The organism is Chloroflexota bacterium (genome assembly GCA_011322445.1).
Taxonomy (GTDB): domain Bacteria; phylum Chloroflexota; class Anaerolineae; order Anaerolineales; family DRMV01; genus DRMV01.
The window spans coordinates 16,962-40,373 of record DRMV01000027.1; the positions used below are offsets into that span (position 1 = coordinate 16,962).

Genomic DNA, 23,412 nt, shown 5'->3' on the forward strand with positions numbered 1-23,412 from the left:
TTCCCAAAACGAGACCGGCCTGCCTCAATCCAGGGCAGGCCGGTTGCTTTTGCGAAAGCCGCGCGAAGCGCGCTGCAATCTCAACAAAGGGGCGCTCAGAAGAGCGGCGCCATGGTGCTCAACACCCGCCGGGCAATCACCAGGCGCTGAATTTCGCTGGTGCCTTCCCCAATGGTCATCAAGCGGGTGTCACGATACATCCGCTCGACAGGGTATTCCCGGCTGTAACCGTAGCCACCGTGAATCTGGATGGCGTTGCGGGTGACGCGCTCGGCCATTTCCGAGGCAAAGAGTTTGGCCATAGCCGCCGCGTGGGTAAAAGGCTTGCCCTGGGCTTTGAGCCAGGCAGCGTGATACACCATCAGGCGAGCGGCGTGGATTTCGGTAGCCATGTCGGCCAGCATAAACTGGATGGCCTGACGGGCGGCCAGGGGCTTTCCAAAAGCCATCCGCTGCTGGGCATACGCGACGGCTTCCTCGAAGGCGGCCTGGGCGATACCCAACGCCAGCGCGCCGATGCTGATACGCCCACCATCCAACACCTGCAGCGTCTGATACATTCCCTGGCCAACATCGCCCAACAGGTTTTCGCGCGGCACCCGGACGTTTTCGTAAGTAATGGCATGGCTATGCGTGGTGCCCAGCCCCATCTTCTTCTCCGGCGGGCCCACGTGCAGCCCAGGGGTGTTGGTGGGCACCACAATCAGGCTGAGGCTGTGGCTGCTACGCTCAGGCGAAGTGCGCACCAAAGTCACGATGTAATCGGCGTCGCCTGAGTTGGTAATCCACATCTTGCTGCCGTTGATCACCCAGTGGTCACCCTCCAGTTCGGCGCGGGTTTTGACGCCTTTGAGGTCGGAACCCGCGTCGGGCTCGGTCAGGGCCAGGGCAGCGAGGCGCCCCGGCTGGCCGCTAACCACTCGCGGCAAAAAGCGCTTTTTCTGTTCTTCGTTGCCAAACATGACAATCGGCATGCATCCCAAACCGTTGTGCGCCGCGACCACCAACGCCGTACCGCCATCGCCCCAGCCGAGTTCTTCAATGGCAATGGCAAAAGCCAAAGGGTCCACCGCGCTGCCGCCGTAGGCTTCCGGCACGCTCATCCCCATCAGGCCAAGTTGCTCACCGCCCTTCTGCAAAGCGGGCCACATGGTTTCTTCCCGCTCGTTGTATTCGGCTGCCAGTGGCTTGATTTCCCTGGCGACGAAGTTGTGCACGGCATCGCGCCACATTTTCAATTCGGGGGAAAGGGCAAAATCCATGGTGTCCTCCTGTGCTGGTCGGGTATGGAGAAACAAAAAACGCGCCTTGCGGCGCGCGAGTTACGATTGGGGTGGCGTGGGAAGGTCGGTCGGCACCATGTGTTCGGGCATTCTCACAAGCACGGCCTCGCCGGTGACGCAGGCTTCGCCGTCGGCGTACACAGTAGTTTCGACGACCACTTTGCGGGGCTTGACTTCTTTGATGCGACCCCGGGCTTCTAACGTCACACCCAGCGGCGTGGGTTTGAGATAATTGACGTGCAATGCCGCCGTCACAAAGCGCGGCACCGGGGCGCCGTCGCCGGGCTCATGGCCCTCGGCGCGATACGCAGCGAGGGCCGCGCTGCCCGTGCTGTGGCAATCAATGAGCGAAGCCAGCAAACCACCATACACAAACCCGGGAATAGCAATGTGATACGGTTCAGGCGTGAAACGGGTTACCGTTTCGTCGCCATCCCAGGCCGTCTGGAAATGGTGGCCGTGGGCATTGTAACGCCCGCAGCCGTAGCACCAGGCCAGATCGTCGGGGTAATAATCCTGAATAAACGGAGAAGCGGCCATAAACACCTCGGCAAAAGTGAGATGAAATGCAAGGGTGTTTCTATTCTATCCCAGGGTGCGCGAAAAGAGGGGCAGGAAGAGGCCCTCGGGGCCGATAAAATACGCCCCTGGACCCTTACCGGGCACCAGGGGCGGCAGGTCAATTCCAGCATGTCGCGCAATAAGCCTCAGGAGGCCTGTTCCTGTTCCTCTTCCTCCTGTTCCTGCGGCGGCGTGTTGATCGCTTCCCAAAAGCGTTCCAATGCCTCCACGTCGCCTTCCCGCGCCAACAGCGTGAGAATGTCGCCGCTCTGCAAGCGAGTATCGCCGTGGGGCAAGACGGTTTCCCCACCCCGATCGATGTGGATGAGGAGGAACGTTTCCGGCAGATGCACTTCGGCCAACGTTTTGCCCACCAGGGGCGAATCGGGAGGCACGACAAATCGCGCCTCTGCCGTGCCCGGAGGCACCCCAGGGAGTTCCCCCACAGCAAAGCCGCGCCGTACCATGCCAAGTTCGTACGCGTGCACGATGTCATTGCGGCGAATGACGCCCAGCAGTTTGCGCGGGTTCTTGCGGTCCACCACGGGCAAGCGTGAAATGTCGCGCGGGGCCATTCGCTGGGCCACATCGCGCAGGGTTTCGTCCGGGTAAGCCACCACCACCGACCGCACGGCAATATCGCGCACTTTCAAATTGGGGTCGTTGCCCCGACGGCCTTCAATGGCGCGGCGGTAATCGGCCAGTGAGACAATGCCCCACAGGTTACCATGCTCATCCACCACCGGGAAGCCATGGCTGTTGGTCTGCAAAAACAGGCCGCCCAGGCTGGCCGCCGGGATGTCGGGCGACACGGTAACCGGGTTGGAATCCATGACCTCCGCCACTTTGACCGAGGCCAGCACATCCATATCGCGTCCGCGGAAAAGGCGAATGCCCCGCCGCACGAGTTTGAGCGTGTAAATGGATTCCGGCTCCATGCGCTCAGCGACCACCACGCTCACCACCACAGCGGCCATGAGGGGGAGCAAAATGCGGTAATCGTCGGTAAGTTCAAAGACGATCATAATCGCCGTGAGCGGCGCACGGGCCGCGGCGGCAAACACCGCTGCCATGCCCACGGTGGCGTAAGAGCCAGCCCCGGCAGCAATGGTGGGCAACGTTTTGTGCACCACCCACCCGAAAGTGCCGCCGGTCATTGCCCCCATGAACAGGGCAGGTGCAAACACACCGCCCGAATTGCCCGCCCCCAGCGTCAACGAAGTCGCCGCCAGTTTGAGCACCACCAACACCACCATCAAAGTCAGCGAGAGGTTGCCCAGCAAAGCATCTTCAATGACGGGGAAACCGGAACCAAACACATGGGGCAACCCCTGGTGCAGCGGCACCCCCAGACGTAATTCGTCGGCAGGCACGAAGCCCAACCCCAAAATCTGGGGGTAAAGGTAGCCCATCGTGCCGAGCAACAAACCGCCCACCGCCGGTTTGAGCCAGGCGGGGAAATCCCAGTTATCGAACAGGTCTTCGGTGAAATAGAGCGCCCGAATGAACGCCACACCGATGAGCGCCCCCAACACGCCGAGCAACAGGTAAATCAAAATTTCCCAGCCGCTGCGGGTGGCATAGAAAGGAATGCCAAAAGCAGGGCGGTCGCCCAAAATGCTGCGGGCAATGGTGCTGGCCGTCACCGCCGAAAGCACCACGCTGCTCAAGTCGCGCAGGGTCAGTTCGCCCAAAATGACTTCAATGGCAAACAACACGCCCGCGATGGGAGCATTGAAAGTAGCGGCAATCCCCGCTGCCGCCCCTGCCGCGACCAGGTTGCGTGTGCGGCTTTCCGAAAGGCGGAACCACTGCGCCAACGTCGAGCCGAAAGCCGCGCCTACCTGCACAATCGGCCCTTCACGCCCTGCCGAGCCGCCCGAGCCAATGCAGGCTGCCGAGGCGGCCACCTTGGCAACCACCACCCGCGGGCGGATGCGCGCGCCCTTCAGCGCAATCGCTTCCATCACCTCCGGCACGCCGTGGCCTTTGGCTTCGGGCGAAAAAAAGGCAATAATCGGCCCGGCAACCAGGCCCCCAATCACCGGGGCAATGATGTACCAGCCGCGCCCCAAATCGGGCCACACTTTGGGCAAGTGAAAGAAAAGAAGCCGCTCTACCCACGAGATCAACTCAATGAAGAACACGGCTCCTACAGCAGTTCCCGCGCCAATGAGCGCAGCCAACAGTAACCAGGCTATCATGCCCGAAGCGTGCACCCGATCGAGCACACGCTCCCACACCATCTGGCGAGCGAACGATGAAGGGGTTTCCTGCAAAATGCACTCCTCGAAGCAAAATTCCAGGGGAACGTCTCACGCCCCACCTCTGGCCGAGCACAAAGCAGACCGACTGCAGACAAACCGAAATCCATTATACAACGATTTATGTCCAAAGGCGGTATAATCTAATCGCATTCTTTTCCATCCTTTTCCCTGGTGAGGCGAAGCATCGTGGTTTCCAAAGTCAAACAGTGGCGAGATTTCTGGACCCTTCCCTCTTCTTACAGCGATCTCATGCAGGCGCTGGGAGCAACGATCATCGGCTTGCTCAGCGCCGCGGGCGTCCTTCTCTTTAAACAAACCATTCGCTGGATCCACACCCTGCTTTGGGAAGACGGGGCCGGCCTGCTGGTGCCGCACACTGGCCGCTGGGTGTTGCTACTGGTGCCAGCCGTAGGCGGTTTGGCTGTTGGGCTGATTCGCATGTGGTGGCTGAGTGAAGAACGCCATCACGGTGTGGCCTCGGTGATGGAAGCCGTCGCGCTGGCAGGCGGCCGCCTGCGCTACAAAGAAACGCCCCTCAAAGTGCTGGTTTCGGCCATTTCGTTGGGCAGTGGTGCGTCGGTTGGGCCGGAAGACCCCAGCGTGCAAATTGGCGCCAGCATTGGCTCCTTTTTCGGGCAAAAGTTCCACATGTCTGACCAGCGCACACGGGTGTTTGTGGGCGCAGGCGTCGCCGCGGGCATCGCAACGGCCTTCAACGCCCCCATTGCGGGCGTATTTTTTGCGGTAGAAATCATCTCGGGTGATTTCTTCATCTCGTCTTTCGGCATGATCGTGCTCAGCGCCGTGATGGCCGCCGTGCTCACCCGCGCCCTGGTCGGTCCCCAACCCGCCTTCCCCATCCCGCTCTACACCTACCACGGGCCAATGGATCTGCCCTTCTACCTCGGCCTGGGGCTTCTGGCTGCCCCGGTGGCTTTACTCTACATCCAGGCCATTTACTGGACGCATGACTTTTTCCATCGCCTCAAACTCCCCAAATGGCTCTCGCCTGTGCTCATCGGCCTGCTCATTGGCGCTGTGGGGCTTTACTACCCCCAAATTCTGGGCGATAGTTACGAAGCCGTGGGAGATATTCTCAACGGGCGCGAGATGGTGTTAGGAACGTTGGTCATCCTGGTCTTCCTGAAAATCATCTTCACAGCGCTCAGCCTGGGAGCAGGCTTCATCGGCGGCGTGTTCGCCCCCTCACTTTTTCTCGGGGCAGCCTTGGGCGGCGCCTATGGCCTGGCGATGGAGCACCTCTTCCCCAGTTTGCACCTCGTGCCTTCGGCTTTCGCCCTCGTCGGCATGGCGGCGGTGCTTGCCGGCACGGTGCATGCGCCAGTGACGGCCATCATGCTTTTATTCGAGATGACCGACGATTACCACATCGTGCTCCCACTGATGTTCGCGGTCACCGTGAGCATTTTGGTAAGTCAATACTTCCAACCCGAATCGGTCTACTCGCTGGGGCTGGTGCGCGATGGGCTGCGGCTGCGACGCGGCCGCGATGTCGACGTGCTGGAATCCATCAAAGTCAAAGAAGTGATGGAACCCCGGCCGGTCACCATTCGCGCCGACATGCCGCTGCTCACCGTGAGCGCCATGTTCGACCAGTTCCATACCCACGGCCTGCCGGTGGTGGATGACGAAGGCCGCCTCATCGGCATCATCACGTTGCAAGACCTGCAACGCGCCCTGGCCGAAGACCCAGAGAACCCTCAGCGCACGGCAGGCGAAGTCTGTCGCAAGCGGTTGGTGGTGGTTTACCCCGAAGAGAGCATCAAAGACGCCTTACACAAGATGAGTGTGCACGAAATCGGCCGCCTGCCGGTGGTCGACCCGGCTCACCCCGACCGCCTGCTGGGCTGGATCAACAGGGCTTCCATCATCCGCGCCTACGAACTCGCCCTTGCCCGCCGGGCTTCCCTGGAACACCGCGGCGAACAAATGCGGCTGGAAGCCATCACCGAAGCGCCCGTGCTGGAAATGACCGTTGTGGAAGACGCGCCGGTGGCGGGCAAAACGGTGGCCGAAGTGCCCTGGCCGGAAGGCGCGGTGTTGGTGCGTGTTCAGCGAGGGCATCAGTTGCTCATCCCGCACGGCGATACGCTGTTGCTGCCCAACGATCGGCTGACCTTCGTCGCCGAGCCCGGCGCCGTGGCGCCGCTGCGCTCGCTGGTGGAGAACAAGGCCTGAACGCCAGCCACCCCGCCGCAGCCAAAACCTGTCATCTTTCCAAAAGATGTAATACAATAGCGCCGTTCTTGGCCATCCTGACACATCGAGAGAGTTTTCCATGGAAACCTGGCTTCCCAACTTCGTCGACGAAGTGCAACGGCTGCTTGGTTACAGTCCCACGACCGCGACGGCCTACGCAAGCGACATTCGCCGTTTTCTGGCCTACCTGGCCGAAGAGGGCAAAGAAGTGCCCCCCACCAGCCTGAGCGCCGACGATGTGGTGGGCTTCCTGGCCCACGAAGTGGCCGCGGGGCGCAGCCGCGCCACAGTCCAGCGCCGCACGGCTTCGCTGCGGGTGCTGGAGCGTTGCCTGCTGCTCACCCACCGCATTGAAAAACCTTTCATGCCCACCGAACTTTTGCTGGAAGAGACGCTCAGCCAAAGCCGCGCGCCGCGCCCCACAACCTGCCTGCGCACGGAAGACCTGCAACGCCTGTGGCAAACGCTGCTGACTTCCCCCAAACGGCAGGCCCTGCGCGACCTCGCGCTGATGGCTTTGCTGGTCGAATGGGGCTTCCCCGTCAGCGCCCTGCTGGAACTGCACCTGCAGCACCTAGACAAAGCCCAACACGCCCTCTGGCTGCCCACGCCCTCGGGCACCATGCTTTCCTGGAAACTCGAAGGCGCTTTCGAGCCGTTGAAGCGCTACCTGGAACAGGGGCGCGATGGGCTTTCCCCCAAAGAGGGCGAAACCCATCTCTTCATCAGCCAACAAGGGAAACCGCTCTCTCGCCAGAGCGTGTGGCACAGCCTGCGCCGCTGGGGGCAAAAGGCCGGCCTGGAAACCCCGCTCACCCCGCGTGTGCTGCGCGCCACAGCAGCCCACCGGCTGCTTGCCCGTCAGGTGCCCCTGAAAACCATCGGCATGGCGCTGGGGCACACCAACCCCCTTTCAACAACCTTGCTGGTGCGTCGCCTGCAAACCTCCTGCGGCAACACCCCGCCTGCCGAATTGCCCACCCTCGACACCCCTGCTGAATAATCATCTTTTCGCCACGAGGTTCCCCATGCTTCAAAAACCCGACTACTTCTCACTGCAAGACATCGATGCCCTGGCCGACGTCATCCGCCGGCGGGCGCAAGGCTTTCAACCGCGTGTAGGGCTGATTTTAGGCTCCGGCCTGGGCGCGCTGGCCGAAGAGGCCGAAGCCGTCGCCGTCATTCCCACAGCCGAAATTCCCGACTGGCCGGTTTCCACCGTGCCGGGCCATGCCGGAAGGCTGGTGCTGGGCACGCTGGCTTCCCAACCGGTGTTGATTTTGCAAGGGCGGGTGCACTATTACGAAGGCTACACCATGGCGCAGGTCGGCCTGCCGGTGCGGGTGATGCAGCGCCTGGGCGTGGAAACGCTCATCGTCACCAACGCGGCGGGGGCTGTCAACCCCGAGTTCGTGCCGGGCGACCTGATGCTGATTACTGACCACCTCAACCTGATCGGCATGGCGGGGCTGAACCCCCTGCGCGGCCCCAACCTGGATGAACTCGGCCCCCGCTTCCCCGATATGAGCCAGGCTTACGATCGCGAACTGCAAGCCCTGGCGCGGCGGGTAGCCCATGAGGCCGGCATCTTGCTGCGGGAAGGCGTCTACGCCTCGCTGGCCGGGCCTTCCTTTGAAACCCCCGCTGATTTGCGTTTCCTGCGCGGGGCCGGCGTGGACGCGGTGGGCATGTCCACCGTGCCAGAAGTCATCGTCGCCCGCCACGGCGGCACGCGGGTGCTCGGTATCTCGGGCATCAGCAACAAAGCCAACCTCGACGGCAGCACCATCACCACCCACGAAGAGGTGCTGGAAGCCGGACGCATCATCGTGCCCAAACTGCTGACGCTGCTGCGCGGCGTGCTGCAAGCGCTTTAACGCCCCTTCCCCTCCCTTTACCGAGGCGTCATGCAACCCCTGTTGGGCTTCCTGCAAACTTACGAAACGCTCATTTATCTTTTCCTGGGGGTGGCATTCCTGCTCTATGCCTTGCGCACCGCCCAGGCCTACCGGCGGCTGCAAGATGCCATCTTTGGGCTGGAGCGGCAGCATGCCGAGCAGCGCTTTCGGCGCAACCTGTGGGGCCTGGGGCTGACCTTCCTGGCTGCGTTGGTGGTGTTTTCCCTGGCGACCTACGTCGCCCCCTACCGCAGCGCCGTGCTGCTGCCCACCCCCACCGTCAACGTGCTGGCAACCCCCGGCACCGGCACGCCACAGGCTTCCCCTGCACCGCAGGAAACCGCCACGCCCATCCCGCCACCGACCATCAACCCCGAGGGTTGCGTGCCCGCCAAGGTCGAAATCACCTCCCCCCAGAACGGCAAGACCATCAGCGGGGAGGTGAACATCGAGGGGTCGGCGCTGATTCCCAACTTCGGCTTTTACAAGGTTGACATTGCCCCCGTGGACCAGGCGCTCTTCCTCACCATCTTCGCCAGCCACACGCCGGTGAAAGAAGGCACGCTGGTCGAAAAATGGGATACAGCGGCCATCCCCCCCGGCGACTATGTGCTGCAACTGGTGGTGGTGGACAACCAGGGCAAAGCCCTGCCGCCCTGTCGCATTCGCATCCACATCGCGCCGCCTTCATAGCGCCTGCAACCCGCGCGGCGGGACGCCCCGCCACCCCATTGCCGCCACGACCAGAGACCGACCATGCCGCAAATCGAAATTCGCACCGCCCTGGCAACCGATATTCCCTACCTGCCTAAAATCGACCATCACAGCGTTTCAGAAACCGTGTGGAAGATGGCATGGGCAGAAAACGGCGGGCTGGGAGCCACCTTCCAGCCCGCGCCGTTGCCGCGCCCGCTCAAGTTACCTTACCCTCACGACCCTCAAAACCTGCTCGATACCTGGCAGCGGCGGGGGCTGCTGCTGGTGGCCGTGCACGACGGCCTCCCCATTGGCTACCTGGCTGCCGAACCCGACCGCCCGCAACACGGCCTCTGGCTGACCGACGTCGTCGTCCATGCCCCCTGGCGGCGGAAAGGCATCGGCAGCGCGCTGGTGCTGACCGCGGGGGAATGGGGCAGCGAGCGCGGCCTGCGTCAGATGGTGCTGGAAGCCTCTTTCCGCAACGGCCCGGCCATCGTCTTTGCCCAGCACCTCGGCTTCACCTTCAGCGGCTTTCAGTACGGCTACTACCCCAATGGCGACGTCGCGCTGTTCTTCGCCCTCCCGCTGACCTAAGGCAAAATCAAGCCTGTTGGAAAGCAGCGACCCGTCGCCGCACTCCAAAAGAAAACTGCACCCCTGAATTGCCTAACTCTCGTTTGAGGATACACTAAGGCCCCCATGACTTTCACGGCGTTCCTGCGCGCCCTCAATCAAGTGCTGGCCGCGGGGATCGGCATCACAGCGCTTTCCCTGTGGCTGTACGCGCTTACCTTCAACCTGCGCAACCGGGTGACGTTCGCTTATTCGGTGGTGCTGCTTGCGGTGGCGCTCACCTTTGGGGGAGAATCGTTGGGCAGCGCGTCGGCCAGCCCTGCCCTGGCCGACCTGTGGTATCGGCTGCAATGGCTGGGGGCTATTTTGCTGCCGGCGGCTTACGTTCACTTTGCCGACGCGCTTCTGGCCACCACCGGCCGCCCCTCGCGCGGGCGGCGACGGCTCAGTGTACGGCTGCTTTACGCCGCAGCCGGTGGGTTCGCCGCGCTGTTGGGTTCCAACCGCCTGTTAGGGCCGTTCATCGCCGATGCGCCGCTGCCCTACCACACAGCCACCCGGTGGACGGCGCTGTTTGCCCTTTATTACCTCGGCACGATGGCGTGGGCGTGGGTCAATTTCGTGCGCGCCTATCGCCGCACCGTGGTACGCGCCAGTCGCCGCCGCATGGCTTACCTGTTGCTTGGCGCGCTCGCCCCGACTTTAGGGGCCTTCCCTTACGCGACCTTCCTGGGAAACCTGACCGCCAGCGCGCCACACTTTTTCTGGCTGCTGGCGACGCTCAGCAACCTCTTCACCACCCTGCTGTTGGTGCTGATGGCCTACGCGGTCGCCTTCTTCGGCGTGGCCTGGCCCGACCGGGTGGTGCGGGTGCGGCTGGTGCACTGGCTGTTGCGGGGGCCGGTGGCGGCTTCCACAGCCCTGGCACTGACCACCGCCGTCCGCCGAATGGGTGCGCGCTATCTCGGCCAGCCCTACACGGTGCTCGTGCCGCTGACAATGGTGCTCAGTTTCCTGCTGGTCGAGCACCTCATCGGCGCGACCGCGCCCCTGTGGGAGCCACTGTTGGGCGGCTGGCAAAGCAACTCCCTGCTCGCCGCGCTACACCGACTGGAAGACCACCTGTTCACACAGGAAGATGTCGCGCAGTTCCTGGAAGCCGTGCTGGCCGCCCTGTGCGACCAGTTGCGCGTGCCGACCGCCTTCATCGCCGTGGTGGAGGAAGGCAACCTCAGCCTGTTGGTAGCGGTAGGGGAAGGCCCGCCGCTGCCCGAAACACCGCCGCACTTGCTGGCCGAAGCGGCCTCCCAGCGAGGGCTGCTGCGCTGGGATGGCTACCTGCTGACGCCGCTCCACCACCGGGAAAGCGGGGCACTGCTGGGGGTGCTGGGGTTCCCCAGCGACGCCAACCTGGACGCCGAAGCCCGCGCCACCCTGCGCGCCCTGGCCGAGCGAGCCGCCCTGGCCCTGACCTACCACGCCCGGGGCCGCGCCGCCGCCCACGCCCTGCAAGCCCTCACCCGCCCCGACGACTTCATCCCCCGCTTGCGGGCAGTGGCACGCTACGACCAGCAGAAAGTGCTCGCCACCCCTGAAGAACTGCCCCCCTCGGCGGAACTGGCGCAGTGGGTCAAAGATGCACTCAGCCACTACTGGGGCGGGCCCAAACTCTCCCGCAGCCCCCTCACACGGCTCCAGGTCATCCAGCAAGCGATGGAAGACGGCCACGAAGACGCTTCGCAAGCCGTCCGCTCGGTGCTGCGCGACGCGGTCGAGCGGCTGCGCCCCGAAGGCGAGCGGCGTTTTACCACCGAATGGCTGCTCTACAACATCCTGGAAATGAAATTCCTGCAAGGGCGCAAAGTGCGGGAAGTCGCCCAACGGCTGGCGCTTTCGGAAGCCAACTTCTACCGCAAGCAACGCATCGCGCTGGAAGAAGTCGTGCGGGTGCTACTTGAAATGGAAGCCGAAGCCCGCCAGGAAAAACACCGCCAATAACGCCCCCGACTACCCGATCACCTGACTACCTGACTACCCGACTACCTGACTTCCCTATGTTCACCTACCTCGCCCACGCCTCGCCCCTCCACCGGCTCAACCCGGCGATGAAACTCGCCGCCATCGCGGTGGTAGCGCTGGCAGCCACCGCGGCATTCGACCCTTTCATCCCAGCCATGTTGCTGATAGCCCTCTGGCTCACAGCCTGGCGGTTGGGGCGGGTGCCCTTCTTGCAAATGCTACGGTGGAGCATTCCCCTCGCGCTGTTGCCCCTGCCCATTGCGCTTTTCAATGCCCTCTACACCGACCTCAGCCGCTATGCCCATCCTCACATTCTCTGGCACTGGGGCATCTGGACTTTGAGCACCGAAGGGCTGTGGAACGGCCTGGGCATGGGCCTGCGGGTGGCAGTGTTTGTGGCGGCTTCCCTGCTGTTCATTGCCACCACCGACCCTACCGACTTTGCCCTCAGCCTGGTGCAAAACCTGAAAATACCGCCCCGCTTCGGCTATGGCGTGTTGGTCTCTTACCGCTTTCTGCCGTTGCTCAAACGGGAATACGAAACCATCCGCCTGGCGCATCGCGTGCGCGGCGTCGGGGAAGGTCAGGGCTTACGGGGATGGATCGAAAAAACCCGCCGTTATGCTATCCCCCTGCTGGCGGCGGCGGTGCGGAAATCGGAGCGCACCGCGCTGGCAATGGACGCCAAAGCCTTTGGTGCGCTGCCGCAACGCACCTATTACCGGCAAATGGTCATCCGCCGCGGCGACGTGCTCTTTCTGCTGGCCTGGCTGCTCTATGTCGCGGCGGTGTATGCCCTTGCGCTCCATTTTGGCCTGGCCCACCTGCAATGGGTGCCAGGCTAACAGCGCGCTTACCGTGCCACAGAGTAAGCACGTACTTCTTTTTCTAACCGATCCCCCAATTTATCTTCTGCTACATCCAAGTCGTAATCGCTTTGCAATCCCATCCAAAACTGAGGGGTGGTGCCAAAGAAACGTGCCAAGCGCAACGCCGTATCGGCAGTAATACGCCGTTTCCCCAGCACTATTTCATTGATGCGGCGCGCGTCAACACCGATGCTCAATGCCAATTGATGTTGGCTCAGCCCCATGGGTTTGAGAAATTCTTCCAACAATACCTCACCAGGGTGCACCGGCTTCAGCTTTTCGGTTGCCATTGCAAATGTCCTTCCTCACGTTAGTGGTAATCTACGATTTCCACGTGATAAGCGTCACCATCATGCCATTCAAAACAAATACGCCATCCGTCGTTAATTCGAATGCTATATTGCCCTTTACGGTCGCCACTAAGTTCCTCTAACCTGTTCGCCGGGGGTATTCGCAAATCATTGAGATTCATAGCATTGTTCAGCATTCGGAGTTTACGATAAGCCACTTGCTGACAGGGGGTAATTTCCGCGAGCGCGTCCGCCCGAAAATCTTTTCCGTCTCTTTATCTCTGAACGACCGTATCATACTCTGATGATATAGCGCAACGCGCTAAACGTCAATCGCCCGATTCCCCCGCAATTGGCGCTCCAGCATCTTCAAATCCACCCGCGAGGTCAAATCCAGGCTCAGGGGAGTAACGGAAACCACCTTGTCCACGCGCACCGCGTAAACATCGCTGTGGGGGTCGAAAGTTTCCGGCGGGTCGCCAGGGCCATACCCCATCGTGCCAGGCTCCTGCCAACTGCGGCGCTTAGGCGGCACGGTGCGGTAATAACGCTTGCGCGCCAGCCGCGTGACCCGCCAGGGGGTTTCCACCGTGCCGTGCCAGGGCACATCAACTTTGAGCACGTACACATCGTCGGGCAAGCGGGTTTGCAACATCCGCTCGGCAAAATAGCGGGTGAAATGCGCCGCGGCGCTGAAATCGACGTCGCGGGAATAGGAAAAGTGATAGTCTTTCGGGGTTTCCAGCGAAACCGCCAAGGCCGGGAAGCCCAACGCCGCGCCTTCCAGTGCAGCCCCCACCGTGCCGGAAACCGTGACGCCAGTGGCAAGGTTCTCCCCGTAGTTGATGCCCGCCACCACCAGGTCGGGCGGCTCAGACATGATTTCCAGCACGCCATGCTGCACAGCCTGGGCAGGCGTGCCGCCCACAGCATACACCGTCCAACGCTGGCCGTGCACGGTGATCGTTTCTTCGGTGATGATGCCATCAGAAGTGGAAGGCAGGCTTCGCCCTGCGCCGGAAGACTGTTCGCGGGGGGCCGCCACAGTCACCCAGCCCAGTTCGGAAAGGGCTTCCGCTGCGGCCCACAGGCCGGGGGAACGGATGCCGTCGTCGTTGGTAAGCAAAATGTGCATGGTTTACCTCGTGCGAAAATTAGCATACGCCGCAAGGGCGTGAGCAATCCACCAGATGACCCGCATCGGCGCTCGGTGCGGGGCCAGGCGGTAAGCCCACCACGCCACCGCCCAGCGCAGCGTGAGGTATCGCCCCAGAGGGGAAATCAACAAACGCCACCGATAATTGCGGAAGGCAAAATCGTTCTGCCGGAAAGCCGCCAGAATGGTCAGCGCAGCCACTTCGCCATAGGCCAGCGCCGGGCCAATGCCTTCGCCAAAAAGCGGGTCGGCGCCTGCGGCATCACCCACCAGCAACAGGCCAGGCCGCGCCAGCCGTTGCAAGGGGCTGAAAAGGTGAATGGGGTGCCCTTGCGGCTGCGGCATGTCAGGGAAGGCTTCCCGCAGCAGGGAAAGCAAAGGGGCCCGGGGCGCTTTGCGGGCTATGCGAGCATCGTAGATGCCGCGATTGCGGTAAGGGCTCTCTTGCAATCGCAGCGGGAAGCGCCAGGTGTAACCCTGCAGGCCGCGCGCCACCGCCGAGAAATCGAAAAAAGCCGTGCCTGGCGGCAAGTCGTCATCGGCAGCCGCGGGGGTGATGGCTTCCAACAGTCGGGCCGTGGCGTGATGGCGGCGGCGGTCGATCACCGCGTTGCGGGTCATGCCACGCGAGCCGTCTGCCCCCACCACCACCCGGGCGCGATATTCACCCGCGGGCGTCAACACCCGCCAACCACCGGCTTCGGGCACCAGCCGCCGCACGGGAACGCCTTCCCGCAGGTTGACGCCCCGGCGACGCGCCTCGGCAGCCAGGTAAGCATCCAGCGCCGGGCGATGGAAGACGGTGAAAAGGGGCTCGGCGCCTCGCAGCGTCACGACGTTGCCGCGGTAGTTGAAGCGGCTGGTGAAAACCGGCACCTGGGGCAGCGGCAACGGCCAGGGGAAGCCCAGCCGGCGCAAAACGTCCCTCCCCAGGGGCGTCACCCCACCGCCGCACAACTTGGGACGAGGGTGATGCGCCTTTTCCAGCACCAGAAGGCGCGAGGCCCAGGATGGGGCCGCGCGCAACAGGTGAAGGGCGGTGCTTAGTCCGGCCGGGCCGCCGCCGATGATCAGGACGTCGACGGTGTTCATTGTATGGAAACGAAAGGGGAGCGGCGATTGCCGCTCCCGTATGGCGCCCTCGGCGTGATTCGAACACGCGACCCCTTGCTCCGCAAGCAAGTGCTCTCTCCACTGAGCTACGAGGGCAGATATTCACAGGCGGGGAGGGCGGGATTCGAACCCGCGGTGGAGGTTTTAGCCCCCACAACCGCTTAGCAGGCGGCCCCGATCGTCCAACTCCGGCACCTCCCCGAATTGTGTGGGTGCAACCGCCCCTGGGGAGGATGGGCTACCCTGGGGGCTTCCCGCCTGTGGTTCAGGCGGAGGGAGAGGGATTCGAACCCCCGGTGGGCGTAAGCCCACTACGGTTTTCAAGACCGTTGCCTTCGTCCACTCGGCCATCCCTCCCGGAGCGGAGGGTATTTTACCACACCCAAGAAGGGGTGACAACCCGAGAGCGGGCGACGGGATTCGAACCCGCGAATGGTAGCTTGGGAAGCTACTGCCTTACCACTTGGCGACGCCCGCAGTGCGGGGCTAATTTTAGCCACCCTGGGGATATTTGTCAATGCTGACACCGCCAAGCCGCCCGCTACGGGGAAGCCCCCTGGCAAGGCTCATGCGCGTGCAGCAGCGCTTCCGACAGGGTAAAGGGGTTTTCACGCCCTCAACGGCGTGCTGCGGCGGTAAAGTTTTTCCCGCAGCAGCAGCACATCGCGGCGCAAACGCTCGTCGCTTTCGATTTTATCGGCAATTTTTTCGTAGCCGTACTTCACCGTGGTGTGGTCGCGGCCGCCCAGCAGTTCACCGATTTGCGGCAGGGAAAGCTTCGCGTCTTCCCGCAGCAGATACATCGCCACCTGGCGGGGCAGCGCTACTTTGTGGGCGCGGCTTTTGCTGCGCAGGCGCTCTACACTGACACCAAAAGCCTCGGCTACGGCCTGCAAAATGCGCTCGGGGGCAATTTCCTGACGGCGAGGCAGCATGTCGGCCAGGGCGGCTTCCACCAGTTGGGGCGTCAGCGGCATCCCCCGCAACTCGGCATAAGCCAGCACCCGCGTGAGCGCACCTTCCAGCTCACGGATGTTGGTGTGCATGTAGCGGGCAATGGTTTCCAAAATCTCCATCGGCACGGTCTTACCCGCCTCTTCAGCCTTGAAACGCAAAATCGCCACACGGGTTTCGAAATCGGGCGGCTGAATATCGGCGGTCAGCCCCCATTCAAAGCGAGAACGCAGCCGCTCTTCCAGCGTCACCAGCGCCTTCGGAGGACGGTCGGAGGTCAGCACAACCTGCTTGTTCTGGCCGTGCAGGGTGTTGAAAGTGTGGAAAAACTCTTCCTGCGTGGATTCTTTACCGGCAATGAACTGAATATCGTCAATGAGGAGCACATCTACCTTGCGGTATTTGTCGCGGAAAGCCTCGGTGTCGTGGATGCGAATGGCATTGATAAGGTCGTTGGTGAACTCTTCCGAGGAAACGTAGCGCACCACCAGCCCCTGGGCGAGGCAGGCGTTGCCGATGGCGTGGAGGAGGTGAGTTTTGCCCAAACCGACGCCGCCGTAGAGGAAGAGAGGGTTGTAAGCATTGGCAGGATTCTCAGCCACGGCCATGCTGGCTGCATGGGCCAGGCGGTTGTTGGAACCCACCACGAAGTTCTCGAACGTGTAGCGCGGGTTGATGGCCGCCGCGCTGTGGGAAGGCGGCAGCGCAGCCGTGCGGGCGCGCGAGCGCGGCTGCGGCCCCTGAGCATGGCCGTTGGGGTTCAAGGCCACGGCTTCTTCCCCCGACCGTCTCGTCAAAGATTCCTCCGTCCACACCACGAAATCCACATCCACAGGCTTGGCAAGCAGCCCGGCCAACTTGCGGCGCACCGTGCTGCGCAAACGGCTTTCCAGCCAATCGCGAGCATAAGCGTTATGAACGCCGACCACCAGTTTGCCATCGTGCAAATCAACTGGCCGGGTGTCGCGCACCCAGGTATCAAAAGCGGCTTTGGGCATCTCCATCTGGAGCTGGCCCAACACGGTTTGCCAGACTTGAACGGCTTGCTTTTCCACGCTGTCCTCCTCGTATGCTCCAGCATCCCACGCCCCCTGGTGGGGCATCGGCGAAGGTGAGGCTGCAAAGTTTGTTGACCCTGCTTTTCATGCATCCGGCGGCTGAACGCCCCCTGTGCGAGAGTTATTCTACATGGAGAAAGCCGCGGGAGCAATGGGAAGAAACCTACGAAACTTTAAAAACATCCGCTTTTTTAAGGAACTGTTCTTTAAATCTTGCCCTGTGCAGTCAGCCCCCCCTCACGACAAGTCGAAAAAATGTGCGCCTTTCTATGGGCGCGCCTTCGCGCCACACCCCCATATCTGGGAAGGACTATCCGAAAATTGGGCTTTCACCCAGGTTTTGGGAGGTTTAGGGGAATTCCCCCGCGCGCGTGTGCCTCGCGACTTTTGCCCTAAGGTTGCGCGCGGCCGCGCGTGTGCTTAGCCAGGAACCCCCTCAGACCACGGCCCACAGCGGCCATACCAGCACAGCCCACCTCAAAACGGGCGCAAGCCGCGCTATCGCCGCCATCCCAAGAAAGCCAGCACCACCGCCAGGCACGCCAACGCCCCTTCCACAAGACGCCAGCCCCAAGGCGAAGGCGTCGGCGCAGAGGGCGCCGCCGATGGCACAGGAAACGGCGTGGGGGTGGGGGTGGGGGTGGGGGTGGGGGTGGCTGTGACCGGTTCGAGCGCGTTCTCTTCCACGTGGGCAGGAGCCAAAGCCCGCGGTTGCGGCGAAAGGGTAGGGGTGGCCATCCCCACCGCCGCGCCAGCAGCCTTGGCACTCTCGGCGGCCGGCTGCTCCACCGGCGCAGCCGAAAGCGCACGCGGCGGCGGAGCAGCCGTCGCGCCGAGCAACATGGTGTGGGAAAGGAAGTCGCCTGCAAATACCAAAAGCAACAACATCAGCGCAGCCGCACTGGCCCAGCGGTAAACCCGCCTCGTCCCCCACGGCCGTTGGGTGACCACATCGCCCGCACGCAGGGTAAACGCACGCGGGGCGCGCTGGCGGGGCAGCGTGTGCAGCCCCTGCTTGACAGCCTGCATAGCAGCGTAGGCTTCCTGCCAGGCCGGGTCGGCGGCCACGCGCTGGGCCACACGCGCCGTTTCCCTGGGGGGCAACTCGCCATCCAGGTAAGCGGTCAACAGACGCAGGTCGCGGGCAGAAAGGTTTGCGCGGCTCATGAGGAACGCCCTCCGGGGTTTAGACGCGCCAAAGCGCCCAAAAGTTCCGGAAAACGGCGCAGGCACGCCTGCATCCGCAACCGCCCACGCGCCAGGCGGCTTTTCAGCGTGCCCAACGCCACACCAAGGGCTTGTGCGGCCTCGGCATAGGGAAAGCCCCCCACATCCACCAAGGCAAGGGCGGCGCGCTGCTCGGCAGGGAGCGCCTGGAAGCAGGTTTCCAGGGCGCGCCGCAGGGCCGCACGCTCGGCTTCGGCTTCAGGTTGCGTTTGGGGGTTGGTGTCAGCCAGCCAGGGGGCATCTTCCACCGCATCGCCTTCGGCATCGGCGGGTTCCAGCGGCACCGTCGGGCGGCGCTTGCGGCGGCGCAGGTGGTCGTAACACGCATTGGTGGCAATACGAAACAGCCAGCCGCGCCACGAGCCGCCCCGATAACGGCGAATGTGCTGCCACGCCCGCAGAAAGGTCTCTTGCGTGGCGTCCTCGGCCGCGACGCGCTCGCCCAAGATGCGGTAGGCCACGTTGTAAACCGCATCCTGATAAGCCAGCACCAGGCGGTTGAAAGCCTCCAGGTCACCGCCCTGGGCGGCGCGAACCCACTCAGCCTCGGTCATGGCAACGGCTCAAAGCTCAATATACTCATCCACATCAAAGAGGAAAACAGTCGCCCCACCGACATGCACCGGCTTGGGGCGCGGCAGGGGCAGCACCCCACCGATTTTATCGGCCACAAACTCCACCCGGCGGCGCGACGTGGTCTTGAGAATTTCGACCACCGTCTCGATCTGGCCTTCAGGCACGCCAATAAGCATGGTGATGTTGGGGCGCTTCAGGAAGCCACCGCTGCTTTCCACCGGCACCACCGGAATGCCCAACTTGCCCAGCGCCTCAGCAACCGCGTGCGGGGTGCGTTCCTGCACAATCGCCATCAGCAGATGACGGATGGGCGGGGCATCGGGCGAGCGGCGCAGCAACATGCCAGGCCAGGCCGGAAGGGTATCGCTGAGGGCGCTATCCACCTCAGCGGCCAGGGTGGCAAAGGTTTCTTCGCCGATGACGCCCGCGTGGAAGAGTTCTTGCAGCGCAATGCGCTGGGCACGCAGAATTTCCAGCCGGGCTTTGTGCAACTCTTCCATTTGCAGGGCGGGGTGCTGGCGCAAAATCTGCTCCACGGCCCGCTGAAGCCGCTGGTTGCGCTGCTCCAGCAAGGGGCGGAGCACCTCCCAGGTGTGCGCCGAAATCACGCCCTGCCGGTAGGCGCGGGTAAGGTATTCATGGCCGGCCCGCGCGGCCACCGCACGCGCATGGCGGCGCTCAAACTCAAGCCGCTCTTCGTCGTTACTGCCAATGCCCAGCCACTTCAACACCCACGGCATCGAGCCGCCCTGCACCAGCAGGGTAAAGAGCACCACCCCAAAGGCCATCACGCTGATCTGGTCGCGCAGCGGCCCCACGCTCTCGGGGATGCCCAGCGCCAGAGCCAGGGAAACCGCACCCCGCAAGCCGCCCCAGTACAGCACGTGCCGCCACTTCGAGGGCAGGTCTCGGCCAATCCACGAAAGGCCATACACGCTCAAAGCGCGCGCCACGATGATCGCCAACACCGCCCACAGCACAGCGTACCAGTTGCTCAACAGCACTTCAGGGCGAATTTGCAGCCCAATGAGCAGAAAGATGAACGAGTTAGCCAGAAAAGCCGTGAATTCCCAAAAATTGACGACCACAATGCGGGTTGTAGCCGACATGCCGCGAGGGCCGATATTGCCGTTGATGAGCCCCGCCGCCACCACCGCGAGCACACCGCTGACATGCGCCTGCTCGGCGACCAGAAAAGCACCGTAAGCCAGCACCGCGGTGAGGGCGGTTTCCAGCAGGTAATCGTCAACGCGGGCAATGATGGCCGAAACCAACGCCCCCAGCAAGCCACCCACCAGGAAGCCGCCGCCCGCAACGCGCACGAAATCAATCAGGCCGCCGGTAATGCTGTACGTGCCGGTCACCAGCACGCCCAGCAGCAGATTGAAAACCACAATGGCGGTGCCGTCGTTGAACAGACTTTCCCCTTCCAGCAACACTTGCAGCCGTTTGGGCGCGCCCAGCGAGCGGAACAGCGCCACCACCGCGACAGGATCGGTAGCCGCCACCAGTGCGCCAAAAACCAGCGCCGCGGCCAGGGGCATGCCCAAACCATAATGCACAATGCCGCCAACCACCCCCGTCGCCAGCACCACACCGGCCACGGCCAGCGCCAAAATCAAGCCCAGATCGCGGCGCAGGTCTTCCCACCGAATGTGGAAAGCCGCTTCGAAAATCAACGGCGGCACCAGCACCCCCAAAATCAGTTCGCTGGTGATGTGAACTTCCACCTCGGCGAAAATCGCCAGCGCCAGCCCAATGAGCACCAGGCCGAGGGTATAAGGCATCCGCAGGCGGCGGCTGAAGATGCCAACCAGCACCGCCACGGTCAGCAGCGAAATGACCACCTCTTCGAGAAAAATGATAGAGTACGACATGGGGAAGCAACGCTCCGTATGTTGATGTTGCCATGCCCCGGTGTGCCGATGCTGCAATGCACGTGATGGCCGGGCAACCGATGCACGGGAATGCCCTACGGCGCGATTTCCACTTCGCAGGGCTCGGGTGTCGTCAAGGTGCGGGTTTCACCATCAGGGGTGGTGATCAAAGTGCGGCCCGGGCTGCGACGGATGTGCCAGCCCCAAAACGAGACCCTCATTTCTTCTTCAAAGGGCGTCGGCCAGGTAAACCGCACTCTATGCGGGTTGACAGGGACGATGCCGGCCGTCCGCAGCCACAGCCCCACCGGCAACAGGCCGCCAAGGACATCGCGCCCGCCCATGCCCTCGCCGGTATCGGCGTGATAAGTTTCGGCAAACGTGCCCTGGGCGGCCAACGCACCTTGGGCGGCCGCGGCCAGGCTTTCCAACAGGTGGGCCGCCTCGGCCACAAAGCCGTGGGCAAGCAAGCCTTCCACCGCAAAGAGATTCCACGGCATGTGCACGGCGCGTCGCCAGGGGGCTGCCTTTTGCCCGCCGCGCGGCGAAAGGGGGGCGCCATAAGGCCGCCCGTATTCGCGCGCCGAAACCAACGCTCGCCGCACCGCCTGGGCTGCGTCGTCTTCCAACATTTCAGCCCAAAAAGGCAACAACAGGCTGATGTCGGGCGTGGTGTAGTCGGGCGTCAGCACCACAAAGCGGCTGCGGCTGCGCAGTTTCTCGCCTTCCACCGTCACCGTGGCGAGATGGCGAAACACCCCGCGGGAAACCGCCACCCCGCGGCCTTCGTGCCAGCGAATGCGCCCGCCGCTGAGGGTCTCTTCGAGCGGCTTGCCGCGGGCGTCGCTGCCCCGCAAGGTCACCGTGGCAGGCACCACCTGCCCCCCCTCGGGGAAAAGATGCACCACCACGCGGCTGGGCAAAGGAAAAGTTTCGGCAATCGCCAGCGTGCCGGGGCCGCGATGTTTGCCCAACGTCAGGTGCGGGGGGCGCTCGTGGGTTTCGTAATCGCGGTAGAGGGGCGCGCGACGGTGGGCATCCCACATGGCAGCGACGGCCTGCCGCAGCCGTCGGCGGCGGGTGCGCAAGTCGGGCGGCGGGGTCTCACCTGCGGCCTCGGCCAGAGTTTCCAGCCGCCCCAATGCCCGATAGAGCAGCGCGTACAGCGCGGGGCTTTCGGCCTGGGCGAGATCGGCGCCAACCGAATCGCGGCGCCAGGGGGCAAAGCCGGGCAGGTCGGCCAGCCCCATTTGCAAAGGATGCGACCATTCAGGAAAGCCATCGCGATTGGCATCACCCCGGGCATACCACGCTTCGATGAAACGATGCAGCGGGCGATAAAGTCCGGCCAGCCCCGCGGGGTCGTGGGCATAAGCCCGGTAAGCCAGTTCTACCAGCAGGGGCGAGGCCAAACGGTGGCTTTCGGGCTGCGCCGGCCTCCAGGGGATGAAACCATCGGCCTCCTGGCGGGCGAGGAAGGCGGCCACCCACCCTTGCACCGGCTGCGGGTTGGTCGGCAAGAAGGCACTCACCGCGAGGTGATACGCCTCCAGCACCGACGCCGCCCGATTGAGGGCCAACGGGTCGGCAGGGCTGCCGTGGTCGGGGGAACGCGCGGTGAGCAAGAAGGGGCGCGGCAGGCCGGGCAACCGGGCAAGCAGGCTCTGGGCCGTCTGGCGGGCACGCAGGAAGGCCCAGGTGCGCGCGGGCGGCGTGCTTTCCAGACGCGGATGCTGGTTTTCCAGCAGGGCCAGGCGGGCAAGGAAAGGGGGCCAGGGGCGCGCTGCCAGTTTGCGGGCCAACTCGAAACCGGCTTCGGCATCGGCCAGGGCGGTTTGCACCCAGGTCAGGCGGCGGCGACCCTCGACGGGCAAGTCGAAATCCACCGTCAACGAAGGGAAAGGGCTCAGCACCGCCTCCGCCCCACCGGTCAGGAACACCACCGGTTGCAGCCCCCCGGCTTCCCCCTGCAAAACATGCACGGCGTGGCGCTCTTGGGGTGCCATGCCGTGCTCGGCATCGGTGAAGGGGCGCAACACAGCAGCCAGCCCAAGGGTGCCGGTGCGGGGTGCGGCGGCGCGGTTTTCCAGCGTCAGGCGGCCAATCACCGCATTGGGGTGCGCCACCCAATATTCGCAATGCAGCGCCAAATCGGGGAACGGTTCGCACGTCAGGCGGGCGTAAGCCGGGGCCAGGTCGTGCACCTGGGGCAAACGGGCAAAAGCCGGCGCGGCCCAACGGGGCTGGCCTTCCCGCACCACAAAGGGGAAAAGGGCCATGGATTGCACCCGCAACCCATAAGTGGTCACCAGCGCAAGGGCATCGCGCTCCCCCCACGCGGCGTGCAGCGCCCACACATGGTCGTCATCGGGCGGCGTGTCGGTCAGGCGCGCATCGGCGGCCAGCACCATTTGCGCCGGAGGGCGAAAAGGCAAAGGAGGCATGGGAGTATTTTACCGTAAATTCCGGTAGGCCGGTTTGCCCGTGTGCGGCTGGGAGCACTCATAAGTTGTAGAATCAGGCAGCAAGGGGCCAGCCGGTGGTGGGGGACCAAGCATCGCTCAACCAGGCTGCTCGCGCTTTGGCGGTCATTTCAGCCCCGTATGGCGTCCATCGAGCACCGGCTCGTTTGAGCCGGTGAGTCACCACTTGTTTACATGCGCTTTCCACCGTCCCACTTCCTATCAGATACCCTGCTTCCCGAAATTCCCGATAGCGCATCCGCGTTTTGTTGTGGGTGTAGTAACTCACCAGTGCTTTCACTGGCTCCGC

General features: G+C 63.3%; 18 protein-coding genes, 4 tRNA genes and 1 pseudogene. 7 read left to right on the forward strand and 16 right to left on the reverse strand.

What is annotated here, in order from left to right:
- Window positions 1-95: 95 nt before the first annotated feature.
- The 3 genes from ENJ54_04735 to ENJ54_04745 all read right to left on the reverse strand — a co-directional run bounded on the left by ENJ54_04735 (window position 96) and on the right by ENJ54_04745 (window position 4,123).
- Window positions 96-1,262 carry an acyl-CoA dehydrogenase gene (locus tag ENJ54_04735; protein HFC09151.1) on the reverse strand — a complete coding sequence of 389 codons (1,167 nt, stop codon included), beginning with the start codon at window positions 1,260-1,262 and terminating at the stop codon, window positions 96-98.
- A gap of 60 nt (window positions 1,263-1,322) precedes the next feature.
- Window positions 1,323-1,823, reverse strand: a complete 501-nt coding sequence (locus tag ENJ54_04740) for a PaaI family thioesterase (GenBank protein ID HFC09152.1) — start codon at window positions 1,821-1,823, stop codon at window positions 1,323-1,325.
- A gap of 167 nt (window positions 1,824-1,990) precedes the next feature.
- On the reverse strand, window positions 1,991-4,123 hold the full coding sequence (locus ENJ54_04745) for a CBS domain-containing protein (GenBank protein ID HFC09153.1): 2,133 nt from the start codon (window positions 4,121-4,123) through the stop codon (window positions 1,991-1,993).
- A 159-nt stretch (window positions 4,124-4,282) separates the two neighbouring features.
- Between ENJ54_04745 and ENJ54_04750 the strand changes: the two genes are divergently transcribed.
- The 7 genes from ENJ54_04750 to ENJ54_04780 all read left to right on the forward strand — a co-directional run bounded on the left by ENJ54_04750 (window position 4,283) and on the right by ENJ54_04780 (window position 12,365).
- A complete protein-coding gene (locus ENJ54_04750; GenBank protein HFC09154.1) occupies window positions 4,283-6,310 on the forward strand; it encodes a CBS domain-containing protein in 2,028 nt (675 codons plus the stop codon).
- Between the two features lie 100 nt (window positions 6,311-6,410).
- On the forward strand, window positions 6,411-7,334 hold the full coding sequence (locus tag ENJ54_04755) for a hypothetical protein (GenBank protein HFC09155.1): 924 nt from the start codon (window positions 6,411-6,413) through the stop codon (window positions 7,332-7,334).
- Window positions 7,335-7,359: 25 nt separating this feature from the next.
- Window positions 7,360-8,208, forward strand: coding sequence for a purine-nucleoside phosphorylase (locus ENJ54_04760; protein HFC09156.1), 849 nt, complete (start codon window positions 7,360-7,362; stop codon window positions 8,206-8,208).
- A gap of 30 nt (window positions 8,209-8,238) precedes the next feature.
- Window positions 8,239-8,922, forward strand: a complete 684-nt coding sequence (locus tag ENJ54_04765) for a hypothetical protein (GenBank protein ID HFC09157.1) — start codon at window positions 8,239-8,241, stop codon at window positions 8,920-8,922.
- A 63-nt stretch (window positions 8,923-8,985) separates the two neighbouring features.
- The gene (locus tag ENJ54_04770) at window positions 8,986-9,522 is read left to right on the forward strand and encodes a GNAT family N-acetyltransferase (protein ID HFC09158.1); all 537 of its coding nucleotides are present in this window, start codon (window positions 8,986-8,988) and stop codon (window positions 9,520-9,522) included.
- Window positions 9,523-9,627: 105 nt separating this feature from the next.
- Window positions 9,628-11,499: a hypothetical protein gene (locus ENJ54_04775; protein HFC09159.1), complete on the forward strand. Its 1,872-nt coding sequence runs from the start codon at window positions 9,628-9,630 to the stop codon at window positions 11,497-11,499.
- 56 nt (window positions 11,500-11,555) lie between these two features.
- Window positions 11,556-12,365, forward strand: a complete 810-nt coding sequence (locus ENJ54_04780; protein ID HFC09160.1) for an energy-coupling factor transporter transmembrane protein EcfT — start codon at window positions 11,556-11,558, stop codon at window positions 12,363-12,365.
- An 8-nt stretch (window positions 12,366-12,373) separates the two neighbouring features.
- On the opposite strand, the gene higA is transcribed toward ENJ54_04780, so the two are convergent.
- The 13 genes and pseudogenes from higA to ENJ54_04845 all read right to left on the reverse strand — a co-directional run bounded on the left by higA (window position 12,374) and on the right by ENJ54_04845 (window position 23,084).
- On the reverse strand, window positions 12,374-12,679 hold the full coding sequence (gene higA, locus ENJ54_04785) for an addiction module antidote protein, HigA family (GenBank protein HFC09161.1): 306 nt from the start codon (window positions 12,677-12,679) through the stop codon (window positions 12,374-12,376).
- A gap of 20 nt (window positions 12,680-12,699) precedes the next feature.
- Window positions 12,700-12,977, reverse strand: a pseudogene (locus tag ENJ54_04790) (type II toxin-antitoxin system RelE/ParE family toxin).
- A gap of 24 nt (window positions 12,978-13,001) precedes the next feature.
- Window positions 13,002-13,814, reverse strand: a complete 813-nt coding sequence (gene surE, locus ENJ54_04795) for a 5'/3'-nucleotidase SurE (protein ID HFC09162.1) — start codon at window positions 13,812-13,814, stop codon at window positions 13,002-13,004.
- A 3-nt stretch (window positions 13,815-13,817) separates the two neighbouring features.
- Window positions 13,818-14,927 (reverse strand): hypothetical protein, encoded by a 1,110-nt coding sequence (locus tag ENJ54_04800; protein HFC09163.1) that lies wholly within the window; start codon window positions 14,925-14,927, stop codon window positions 13,818-13,820.
- 41 nt (window positions 14,928-14,968) lie between these two features.
- A tRNA-Arg gene (locus ENJ54_04805) sits at window positions 14,969-15,044 on the reverse strand.
- Between the two features lie 10 nt (window positions 15,045-15,054).
- A tRNA-Ser gene (locus ENJ54_04810) sits at window positions 15,055-15,149 on the reverse strand.
- Window positions 15,150-15,215: 66 nt separating this feature from the next.
- Window positions 15,216-15,305: transfer RNA gene (locus ENJ54_04815), tRNA-Ser, on the reverse strand.
- Between the two features lie 48 nt (window positions 15,306-15,353).
- Window positions 15,354-15,425: transfer RNA gene (locus tag ENJ54_04820), tRNA-Gly, on the reverse strand.
- Between the two features lie 131 nt (window positions 15,426-15,556).
- Window positions 15,557-17,005, reverse strand: a complete 1,449-nt coding sequence (dnaA, locus tag ENJ54_04825; protein HFC09164.1) for a chromosomal replication initiator protein DnaA — start codon at window positions 17,003-17,005, stop codon at window positions 15,557-15,559.
- 453 nt (window positions 17,006-17,458) lie between these two features.
- Window positions 17,459-18,127, reverse strand: a complete 669-nt coding sequence (locus tag ENJ54_04830) for a hypothetical protein (GenBank protein HFC09165.1) — start codon at window positions 18,125-18,127, stop codon at window positions 17,459-17,461.
- On the reverse strand, window positions 18,124-18,741 hold the full coding sequence (locus ENJ54_04835; GenBank protein HFC09166.1) for a sigma-70 family RNA polymerase sigma factor: 618 nt from the start codon (window positions 18,739-18,741) through the stop codon (window positions 18,124-18,126). Before ENJ54_04835 ends, ENJ54_04830 begins: the two co-directional genes overlap by 4 nt.
- Before the next feature lie 9 nt (window positions 18,742-18,750).
- Window positions 18,751-20,640 (reverse strand): Na+/H+ antiporter, encoded by a 1,890-nt coding sequence (locus ENJ54_04840; GenBank protein ID HFC09167.1) that lies wholly within the window; start codon window positions 20,638-20,640, stop codon window positions 18,751-18,753.
- Window positions 20,641-20,735: 95 nt separating this feature from the next.
- A complete protein-coding gene (locus ENJ54_04845; GenBank protein HFC09168.1) occupies window positions 20,736-23,084 on the reverse strand; it encodes a hypothetical protein in 2,349 nt (782 codons plus the stop codon).
- Window positions 23,085-23,412 lie beyond the last annotated feature (328 nt).